Here is a 9,444-nt window from a genome sequence, read left to right on the forward strand (position 1 = left end):
TCCCGGCCCGGCCGGTCACTGCGCCGGTGGGGTGAACGACGAGGTACGGCTCATCCCGGCGGCCCGGCCCTTGGCCGCGACCACCAGCGCCATCTTGCGGGACGCTTCGTCGATCATCTCGTCACCGAGCATCACGGCGCCGAGCCGGCCGCCGGCCTCCGAGGTGTAGTGCTCGTACGCGTCGAGGATCAGCTCGGCGTGGTCGTAGTCGGCCTGGGCCGGCTGGTAGACCTCGTTGGCGGCGTCGATCTGGCCCGGGTGCAGCACCCACTTGCCGTCGAAGCCCAGCGCGGCCGAGCGCTTGGCCACCTCGCGGAACGCGTCGACGTCGCGGATCTGCAGGAACGGGCCGTCGATGGCCTGCTTGTCGTGCATCCGCGCGGCCATCAGGATCCGCATCAGGATGTAGTGGTACGGGTCGCCCGGATAGTCCGGGATCAGGCCGCCGACCACCATCGACTTCATGTTGATCGACGCCATGAAGTCGGCAGGGCCGAAGATGATGGTCTCCACGCGCGGTGAGGCGGCGGCGATCGCGTCCACGTTGACCAGACCGGCGGCGTTCTCGATCTGCGCCTCGATGCCGATCCGACCGACCTCCAGGCCGATCGTCTTCTCGATCTGGGTGAGCGTCAGGTCCAGCCACTGCACCTGGGCGGCGGTCTGCACCTTCGGCAGCATGATGCAGTCCAGGTTGGCGCCGGCGCCCTCGACGACCTCGATGACGTCCCGGTAGGTCCACGGGGTGGTCAGGTCGTTGACCCGGACCACCCGGGTCTTGCCGGCCCAGTCACCCTCGTTGAGGGCGGCCACGATGTTCTTGCGCGCGTCCGGCTTGGCCAGCGGGGCGACGGCGTCCTCCAGGTCGAGGAAGACCTGGTCGGCCGGGAGGCCCTGGGCCTTGCCGAGCATCTTCACGCTGGAACCCGGCACGGCGAGGCAGGACCTGCGGGGGCGACCGACTGCGGCCATGGATGCGCTCCTTCCAGCGTCCGGCGGGCATGCCGACGCCACCTGACGACAGATCCGGGACCTTAACGATCCCAAAGGGCGTTGTGACGCCACGGTAACCTCGCGCCATGACCGGGGTGAATGGACCTGTGGAAGATCTCACTGGACGCCGACTGGTGGTGGTGACCGGGGCCAGCTCCGGCATCGGGCTGGCCGCCGCCGTGGACCTGGCCTGCCGGGGCGACCAGGTGGTGCTGGTCGGGCGGGACCCGGCCCGCCTGCAGGCCGCAGCCGTTCGGGTACGGGAGAACTCCGGTGAACGTCCGGAACTGTTCCGCGCCGACTTCGCGATCCTCGACGACGTACGCCGACTGGCCGAGCAGCTCCGGTCCGCGTACGACCGGATCGACGTGCTCGCCAACAACGCCGGCGCGATCGCGCTGCAACCACTGAGCACTGTCGACGGGTTCGAGATGTCGATCCAGGCCAACCACCTGGCCCCGTTCCTGCTGACCAACCTGCTCGCCGACCGGGTGGGCCGGGTCGTGGTGACCGCCTCCGGTGCGCACCGCTTCGGCGCACTGGACCCGGACGACCTGAACAAGCCACTGCGTGACTACCGGCCGATGGGGGCGTACGGCACCAGCAAGCAGGCGAACGTCCTGTTCACCGCCGAGGCCGCCCGGCGCTGGCCGGGCGTTGCCGCGTACAGCTTCCACCCCGGGGTGGTCCGCACCCGGTTCGCCAACGACAGCAGGCTGGTCGCGTTCGGCATGCGGTTCATGCCGTTCCGCAGCCCGGAGAAGGGCGCCGAGACCCTGGTGTGGTTGGCCAGCCAGGAGCGCTCCCGGCTGATCAACGGGGGTTACTACATCGACCGCCGGCCGCGTCGACCGCTCCGGAAGGCGGCCGATCCGCAGCTCGCCGCCCGGCTGTGGGCGGCGAGCGCCAAGGCCGTCGGTCTCGATGACTGACCGGGCCGGTGTGCTGACACTCGTCGCGATCGTCGAGTTCGCCGTCGGGGCCGAGGCCGCCGGGCAGCGCTACGAGGACGCCGTGCTGGCCCTGCTCGAACGGCACGGCGGCCGGCTGGAGCGGCGACTGCGCGGCACCGACGGGCAGGCCGAGGTGCACGTGATCCGGTTCGACGGGCGGGCCGGCTACGAGTCGTTCCTCGCCGACCCGGAGCGGGCGGCGCTGCGTACCGCCCTCGGTGAAGCCGCGCCGACGACCCGGGTCATCGAGGTGCACGAGGCCTGACCTTCGGCGGCAATGGTCGCCCTGGTGCCGGAATCGGACCTTCACCGGGGGGAGCCACGGATCTTCCGGCAGACCTGCGTCTTCCCTCACTTCATCACGGGTTGGCGGGCGAGAACAGGACTTGATCTTGAAGCGCTCGACAACCACCATCGAGGCATGGATTTCGATGGGACAGCCACCGCGCGCCGAGCCCTCTGGATCGGCGGCGGGCAATGGGCTGGCAAGTCGACCGTCGCCGTCAACCTGGCCCTGCGGTTCGGCCTGACTGCGTACCTCTACGACCGGCACGACGCCCGGGGGCACGACGACCGGCGCATCGCCGACCGGATCCGGCGCGGCGAACCTCCGGCCGGCCCAGATCCGGAAACGACCTGGGTCCGCACCGCGCCAACCCGAATGGCTGCCGAGACACTGGCAGGTTTTCCCCGCCGCTTCGCGTGGGTGCTCGACGACCTGAGCGCACTGGTACCCGGCCGCCGGGTGGTGGCCGAAGGCTGGGGGCTGCGACCTGAGTTGGTGGCGCCAATCGTCGAATCGGTACGGCAGATGGTGGTGCTGGTGCCCACTGCCGAGTTCCGCGCCCAGCAGATCGCCCGGCTGCCGCGTGCCAGCGTCGTCGTAGCGAGGGTCAGCGACCCCGAGCGGGCCCTCCGTAACAGGTGGGCGAGGGACGAACTGGTAGCGGCGGACTCAGTGGCGCAGTCTGAGCGGCTGGGCGTCCGGGTGGTTCAGGTGGACGGCAGCCTCGACGGTGATCAGCTGACCGACCTGGTCGCGGATCACTTCGCCGCGTACCTGTAACGGCAGTCAGTCGGCCAGCGGGGTCGGGTCGGTCGGCAGTGCGTTGGGTGCCGCCCGGCGAGCGGCCCGACCGCCGCCGAGCACCACCACCGCCACGCCGGTCAGCAGCAACGCCATGCCGAGCAGCGCGTACGGGCGGGGCAGCTGGCCCAGCCAGGCCCAGCCGAGCAGTGCCGCACCGGGCGCCTCCAGCAGGATCAGCACGCTCACCGTGGTCGCCGGGATCTTCCGCAGGGCGTAGTTGAACATCGAGTGCCCGAGCAGTTGGGCGCCGGCCACCAGGGCCAGGATGGCCAGCCAGGTACGACCGTCGAAGCCGGTCAGCCGTACGCCTCCGACCAGGCACAGGGCCAGCAGGATCAGCGCGCAGATCCCGTAGCAGATGGTGGTGTAGGTGGTGGTGCTGATGCTGACCCGGGCCCGTTCCCCGAAGGCGGTGTAGACGGCGGCGAACATGGCGCCGATCAGCGCCAGCACGTCGCCGAGGACGGCCCGGCCGGAAACGCCCACGTCCACTCCGGTGGCGACCGCCGCGCCGCCGACCGCCACCGCGATGCCGATCCACACCACCCGGGGCAGCGGACGCCCCTGGGCGCGGGCGATCAGCCCCTGCCAGACCGGCTGGGTGGCGACCAAGGCGGTGGACGTGGCGACCGAGGTGAGCTGGGCGCTCGGCACCCAGGTCGCGAAGTGCCCGGCCAGGGCGACCCCGGACAGAACGCAGAACAGGCCCTCCCGCCGGCCCGCGCCCACTGTCAGCCTGCGGAACTCGGCGCGGCGTCGGGCCAGCGCGAAAGGGCTCAGTACGGCCACCGCGAGCAGGTTGCGCCAGAACGCGATGGCCAGGGCGGGGGCGGCTGCGTACGCGATCAGCGGCGCGGACGACGACACGGCGACCACGGCCAGCCCGACCGCGCCGGTGGTCAGCGGATCCACTGACGGCCGGGGCGAAGGTGGGGGCACGGGACGTAATCCTCACACGTGTGATGGTCAGCACGGACGGTCATCACTCCGTTACGATCACGCGGGTTCGCGCCGGCGACCCTCGACCGCCCGGAGGCGCTCCCCCATGCCCAGCTACCAGGCGGTGCTGTTCGACTTCTTCGGCACCCTGACCCGTTCGGTACAACGCGGTGTCGCGCACGTCGGCACCGCCGAGCTGCTCGGGTGTCCCACCGAGATCTTGACCGAGGTGCTGAACCGCACCTACTACGAACGGGCCAGCGGCCGGCTCGGCGACGCGGAGGCGACCCTGCGCTGGGTGTGCGCCCAGGCCGGCGTACACCCCAGCGACCACGCGGTACGGGCAGCGGTGGCGTCCCGGCACCGGGCGGTCCGCGCCGACACCTGGCTGCGGGCCGACGCGGTGCCGGTCCTGGCGGCTCTGCGCCAGCGCGGCCTGCGCACCGGCGTGATCAGCGACTGTACGCACGAACTGCCGGCCTTCCTGCCGCAGCTCGCGATCGCCCCCCTGCTCGACGTACGGGTCTTCTCGGTGCAGGTCGGGCGGTGCAAACCGGATCCGACGCTCTACCTGACGGCCTGCCAGCGGCTCGGGCTCGCGCCGGGCGACTGCCTCTACGTCGGTGACGGCGGCAGTCAGGAGTTGACCGGCGCCGAGCGGGCCGGGATGACCGCCGTCCGGCTCGCCGCACCGGATCTGGCCACGCACATGGTCTTCAACGCCGACCGGGACTGGCGCGGCCCCACGCTCGGCACCCTGGGCGAGGTGCTCGCCCTCGTCGACGCCGACGTCGACGCCGCGGTGGCGGGCGTCGGCGGTCGGACGGGCTGATCAACCGATCAGCGGCGGCGGACCCGGTGCAGGCGGAACGGCTTACGGGTGGCCCGGACCGCCGGAGTCGCCCGGGGTGGCTCGGCCTGCGCGTCGGCCGGCAACTCCGCTCCGGCCAGCGGCGTACCGGCCGGGGCGAGACGGTTCACCGCGCATCCGTCAGCGGCCCATCGGGCCACCAGGTCAGCGGTCGGACCCGGCGCGTTGAGGCGCTTCGCCGCCACCAGTGGCGCGGTGACGTCCCACGCCTCGGTGCCCGGCTGCAACCGGCTCACCCGGGCCGGCCAGGTGACGATCCGACCGCCGTGGTCGCCGCGCAGGGTGACCTGGGCCTCGGTCGCGTCGGCCAGACCCGGTGCGGCCTGCTCGCCCGGCCCGCTGACCACCAGCAGCGCGCCCTCCAGCGGGGCGCACCAGAGCGCGAGCGCCGGCCCGCCGGCAACGCTGACCCAGGCCACGGCGGCCTTCTTCATCGCCTCGTCGACCAGTGGGGTGCCCCCGGGGGCGTCCTCGTCCGTCACACCCGCATCCTCCCGCATCCGTGCCTCCGCTCAGCCCACGAACGGCGGCACGGCGATCTCGCCACGGGCCACCGGCACCACCTGACCGGCGACCGTCGCGCCGACCGCCACCCCGTTCGCCGCGGTGACAGTGCAGGCCAACGCGGACGGACGGTTCATCTCCACGCCCTGACGTACCGCGTACTCCGACCGCCCCTCGCCGGGCAGCAGACCGCTCGCCACCAGCCAGACACCGAGGCCGAGGGCCGCCGAGCCGGTGGCCGGGTCCTCAGGGACACCCATCCCCGGCACGAAGACCCGGGCGTGCGCGGTTTGCGCGGCGGCGTCCCAGGAGAAGACGCTGACGTGCGACACCCCGTACCGCTGCGCCGCCGCCGGGTCCACCCGGGCGCGGGCCACCGACTCCGGACGCACCGGCAGGTACGGGAACTCCAGCCCGCAGCCGGCGACCCGTGGGGCGGGCCCGATGTGGTCCTCGGCGACCAGCCCGGCAATCTCCAGCAACGGCTCCGGGTCCAGCTCCGGCCCGAGGGTCGGGGTGCCACCGGTCAGCGTCGCCCCGGACGCGGTCACCTCGATCGGCAGCACACCGGCCCGGCACTCCTGGGTGACCTGCCCCACACCGAACATGCCCCGCCGGCAGGCGGTGACCGCCGCGCCGACGCTGGGATGCCCGGCGAACGGCAACTCCTCCACCGGAGTGAAGATCCTGGCCCGGTAGGTGACGCCGACCTGGGTCGGCGGCAGCACGAACACCGTCTCGGACAGGTTGAACTCCAACGCGAGCGCCTGCATCTGCTCGGTGGCCAGCGCCTCCGCGCCGAACACCACCGCCAGCGGGTTGCCGGCGAAGGGGCGATCGGTGAAGACGTCCACGATCTCGTAGGCCAAGGTCGACATGTTGATAAACACTAGGCGCTTAGGCTGGTGCCCGTGAGTACGCCGACCCGGGTCTACATCGCCCGTCTCGCCGGAGTCGCCGTCTTCGACCCGAACGGCGATCAGGTGGGACGGGTTCGTGACGCCGTGGCACGGCTGCGGGCGACGAAGCGTCCGCCGGAGGTGGTGGGCCTCGTCGCCGAGATGCCGATGCGTCGCCGGATCTTCCTGTCCATCAACCGGATCACCTCCATCGACGCGGACGCCGTCGTGCTCGGCTCCGGCACCCTCAACCTGCGCCGGTTCGAGAAGCGCCCGAACGAGCTGCTGGTGCTCCAGGAACTGCTCGACCGGCGGGTGCAACTCGACCCGGGCGGCCAGCCTGGCGCGGTCGTGGACGTCGCGATGGAGTGCTCGCGGGGTGGCGAGTGGTCGCTGACCCGTGTCGCCGTACGCGAGCAGACCGGCCGGCTCAGCCGCCGCGGCCACCTGCACCAGGTCGAGTGGGACCGGGTGCGCGGGCTCAGCGGCATCGCCGACAACCGGGGTACGGCGAACCTGCTCGCCGTCCTGGAGGACATGCGCCCCGCCGACCTGGCCAACGCGTTGCAGGATCTGCCCGACGCGCGGCGCAACGAGGTCGCGGCCGCGCTGGACGACGAGCGCCTGGCCGACGTGCTCAGCGAGCTGCCGGAGCACGACCAGGTGGAGATCCTCGCCGCCCTCGACCGGGAACGGGCCGCCGACGTCCTGGAGGAGATGGACCCGGACGACGCCGCGGACCTGCTCAACGAACTGCCCCCACCCGAGCAGGACGTGCTGCTGGACCTGATGGAGCCGGACGAGGCCGACCCGGTACGCCAACTGCTGAAGTACACCCCCGGCACGGCGGGCAGTGTGATGACCTCGGAGCCGGTCATCCTGCCGCCGGACGCCACGGTCGCCGAGGCGCTGGCCCGGATCCGGGAGCCACAGCTCTCCCCCGCCGTCGCCGCGCAGGTCTTCGTGACCCGGGCACCGCAGAACACGCCGACCGGCCGCTACCTGGGCATGGTGCACTTCCAGGCGCTGCTGCGTGAACCGCCGGCCGACCTGCTGGGCAAGGTGGTGGTCAACGACATCGACCCGCTGCGCCCCACCACCCCGTTGCCGGAGATCACCCGTCGGATGGCCACCTACGACCTGGTCGCCATGCCGGTGATCGACCGGAGCAACCGGCTGGTCGGCGCCGTGACCGTGGACGACGTGCTGGACCACTCGCTACCCCGGGACTGGCGGGACCGCGACGCCCTGGCCGCCCCGGGCACCACCGACGCGGCGCTGGACGGCGCGGATGGCTGAGCAGCGGCGGAACGAACGGCTCGATCAGCCGCGCGAGCCCCGGGGCATCAAGCTGCCCCGGTTCGACGCGGAGGCGTTCGGCCGGTGGTCCGAGGGCATCGCCCGGGGCATGGGCACCGCGAACTTCATCGTCGTCATGACGGTGGTGATCACGATCTGGTTCGTCTGGAACACCCTGGCCCCGGCGGATCTGCGCTTCGACCCGTACACCTTCACGTTCCTGACCCTGGTGCTCTCATTGCAGGCCAGCTACGCGGCGCCGCTGATCCTGCTGGCCCAGAACCGGCAGGCCGACCGGGACCGGGTGGCCCTGGAGGAGGACCGGCGGCGAGCCACCGCGCAGAAGGCGGACACCGAGTACCTGGCCCGGGAGATCGCAGCCCTGCGGATCGCGCTGGGTGAGGTCGCCACCCGCGACTTCCTCCGCTCCGAGCTGGCCCGGCTTGCCGAGGAGCTGGACGAGATGGGGCAGCGCCGGCAGAGGCTGGAGCGCCGCCAGCAGGAGAAGGACAGCCGGCAGGAGCGACGTGGCCAGCGGCCGACCGACGGCGTCGGCCTGGAAGAACCTCGCGACGACCTGGACGGCGACTTCACCCGGGACGCCCGGCCGGACGGCACCGGCCCGCGCCGGTCAGAGAGCTGACCGACGCGTCATCGATTGGCTCACACCGCCCCGGGCAGCGGCGGCAACGGATGCCCCGCGACGTAGCATTGCGGGCATGTCAGCACCCGTGAGCACCGTCGAGGACGCGATCCAGGCCGCCCTGGCCACCGTCAACGACCCGGAGATCCGCCGGCCCATCACCGAGCTGGGCATGGTCCGCTCCGCCACGATCGGTGCCAGCGGCGTCGTCCGCGTCGAGCTGCTGCTCACCGTCGCCGGCTGCCCGCTGAAGGACAAGCTGCGTAACGACATCACCGCCGCCGTCGCCGCGGTCCCCGGCGTCACCGGCGTGGAGATCGACTTCGGGGTGATGACCCCCGAGCAACGGCAGGGGTTGCAGTCGCAGCTGCGCGGCGGCGGCGCCACCGAGGAGCCCGTCATCCCGTTCGCCCAGCCCGGCTCGCGCACCCGCGTGTACGCGGTGGCCAGCGGCAAGGGTGGCGTCGGCAAGTCCAGCGTCACTGTCAACCTGGCGGCGGCGCTCGCCGCCCGTGGGCTGTCCGTCGGCGTGGTCGACGCGGACATCTACGGCCACTCGGTGCCCCGGATGCTCGGCACGGAGGCCCGGCCCACCCGGGTCGAAGACATGATCATGCCGCCGCAGTCGCACGGCGTGAAGGTGATCTCCATCGGCATGTTCACGTCCGGCAACGCCGCCGTCGTGTGGCGCGGCCCGATGCTGCACCGGGCACTGCAGCAGTTCCTGGCCGACGTCTACTGGGGCGACCTGGACGTGCTCCTGCTCGACCTGCCGCCGGGCACTGGTGACGTGGCCATCTCGCTGGCCCAGTTGCTGCCCAACTCGGAGATCCTGATCGTCACCACCCCGCAGACCGCCGCCGCCGAGGTGGCGGAGCGGGCCGGGGCGATCGCCCTGCAGACCCACCAGCGGGTGGTCGGCGTCATCGAGAACATGTCCTGGCTGGAGCTGCCGGACGGCTCCCGGATGGAGATCTTCGGCGCTGGCGGTGGTGAGGCGGTGGCCGAGTCGCTGAGCCGGACCATCGGCGCCCAGGTGCCGCTGCTCGGTCAGATCCCACTGGACACCCGGGTCCGCGAGGCCGGCGACGCCGGCAACCCGATCGTGCTGGCCGAGCCGGAGTCCCCGGCCGCTCAGGCGCTCGGCACGATCGCCGACCGGCTCGCCCTGCGCCGCGAGTCACTGCTCGGCAAGCCACTCGGTCTCAAGCCCGCTGGGCGCTGACCACCCGGTACACCGTCCAGCCCGTCGG

The 9,444-nt window shown here is 72.1% G+C and carries 11 protein-coding genes; 7 read left to right on the plus strand and 4 right to left on the minus strand.

All coding sequences use genetic code 11. The features are described from left to right. Window positions 1-15: 15 nt before the first annotated feature. Window positions 16-972 carry an HpcH/HpaI aldolase/citrate lyase family protein gene (locus tag GA0070561_RS03390; RefSeq protein WP_091394764.1) on the minus strand — a complete coding sequence of 319 codons (957 nt, stop codon included), beginning with the start codon at window positions 970-972 and terminating at the stop codon, window positions 16-18. 128 nt (window positions 973-1,100) lie between these two features. On the opposite strand from GA0070561_RS03390, the gene GA0070561_RS03395 reads away from it, so the two are divergent. From GA0070561_RS03395 to GA0070561_RS34040, 3 genes are all read left to right on the plus strand, one after another. After that, the gene (locus GA0070561_RS03395; protein ID WP_091394766.1) at window positions 1,101-1,925 is read left to right on the plus strand and encodes an SDR family NAD(P)-dependent oxidoreductase; all 825 of its coding nucleotides are present in this window, start codon (window positions 1,101-1,103) and stop codon (window positions 1,923-1,925) included. Beyond that, a complete protein-coding gene (locus tag GA0070561_RS03400; RefSeq protein WP_091394768.1) occupies window positions 1,918-2,211 on the plus strand; it encodes a DUF1330 domain-containing protein in 294 nt (97 codons plus the stop codon). The genes GA0070561_RS03395 and GA0070561_RS03400 overlap by 8 nt, the downstream gene beginning before the upstream one ends. 156 nt (window positions 2,212-2,367) lie before the next feature. Then, a complete protein-coding gene (locus GA0070561_RS34040; RefSeq protein WP_091394770.1) occupies window positions 2,368-3,012 on the plus strand; it encodes a hypothetical protein in 645 nt (214 codons plus the stop codon). Window positions 3,013-3,018: 6 nt separating this feature from the next. Here the strand turns inward: GA0070561_RS34040 and GA0070561_RS03410 are convergent, their stop codons facing one another. Continuing rightward, window positions 3,019-3,975, minus strand: coding sequence for a DMT family transporter (locus GA0070561_RS03410; RefSeq protein ID WP_091394772.1), 957 nt, complete (start codon window positions 3,973-3,975; stop codon window positions 3,019-3,021). A gap of 106 nt (window positions 3,976-4,081) precedes the next feature. Here GA0070561_RS03410 and GA0070561_RS03415 point away from each other — a divergent pair, with 106 nt between their 5' ends. Continuing rightward, entirely contained in the window at window positions 4,082-4,807 is a 726-nt protein-coding gene (locus GA0070561_RS03415; protein ID WP_091394774.1) for an HAD family hydrolase, read from the plus strand. Window positions 4,808-4,815: 8 nt separating this feature from the next. Here GA0070561_RS03415 and GA0070561_RS03420 read toward each other — a convergent pair whose 3' ends face one another. Both GA0070561_RS03420 and GA0070561_RS03425 read right to left on the minus strand, forming a co-directional pair. Then, complete coding sequence (locus GA0070561_RS03420) at window positions 4,816-5,346, minus strand: hypothetical protein (RefSeq protein ID WP_091394776.1); 531 nt, start codon at window positions 5,344-5,346, stop codon at window positions 4,816-4,818. Window positions 5,347-5,358: 12 nt separating this feature from the next. Next, window positions 5,359-6,228 carry a PhzF family phenazine biosynthesis protein gene (locus tag GA0070561_RS03425; protein ID WP_091394779.1) on the minus strand — a complete coding sequence of 290 codons (870 nt, stop codon included), beginning with the start codon at window positions 6,226-6,228 and terminating at the stop codon, window positions 5,359-5,361. A 33-nt stretch (window positions 6,229-6,261) separates the two neighbouring features. On the opposite strand from GA0070561_RS03425, the gene GA0070561_RS03430 reads away from it, so the two are divergent. From GA0070561_RS03430 to GA0070561_RS03440, 3 genes are all read left to right on the plus strand, one after another. Continuing rightward, on the plus strand, window positions 6,262-7,548 hold the full coding sequence (locus tag GA0070561_RS03430) for a magnesium transporter MgtE N-terminal domain-containing protein (RefSeq protein ID WP_091394782.1): 1,287 nt from the start codon (window positions 6,262-6,264) through the stop codon (window positions 7,546-7,548). After that, a complete protein-coding gene (locus GA0070561_RS03435) occupies window positions 7,541-8,191 on the plus strand; it encodes a DUF1003 domain-containing protein (protein WP_091394785.1) in 651 nt (216 codons plus the stop codon). The genes GA0070561_RS03430 and GA0070561_RS03435 overlap by 8 nt, the downstream gene beginning before the upstream one ends. Before the next feature lie 76 nt (window positions 8,192-8,267). Further along, window positions 8,268-9,416: an Mrp/NBP35 family ATP-binding protein gene (locus tag GA0070561_RS03440; protein WP_091394788.1), complete on the plus strand. Its 1,149-nt coding sequence runs from the start codon at window positions 8,268-8,270 to the stop codon at window positions 9,414-9,416. The last annotated feature ends 28 nt before the right edge of the window (window positions 9,417-9,444 follow it).

Origin of the sequence: Micromonospora saelicesensis (genome assembly GCF_900091575.1) — a bacterium.
Lineage (GTDB): Bacteria > Actinomycetota > Actinomycetes > Mycobacteriales > Micromonosporaceae > Micromonospora > Micromonospora saelicesensis.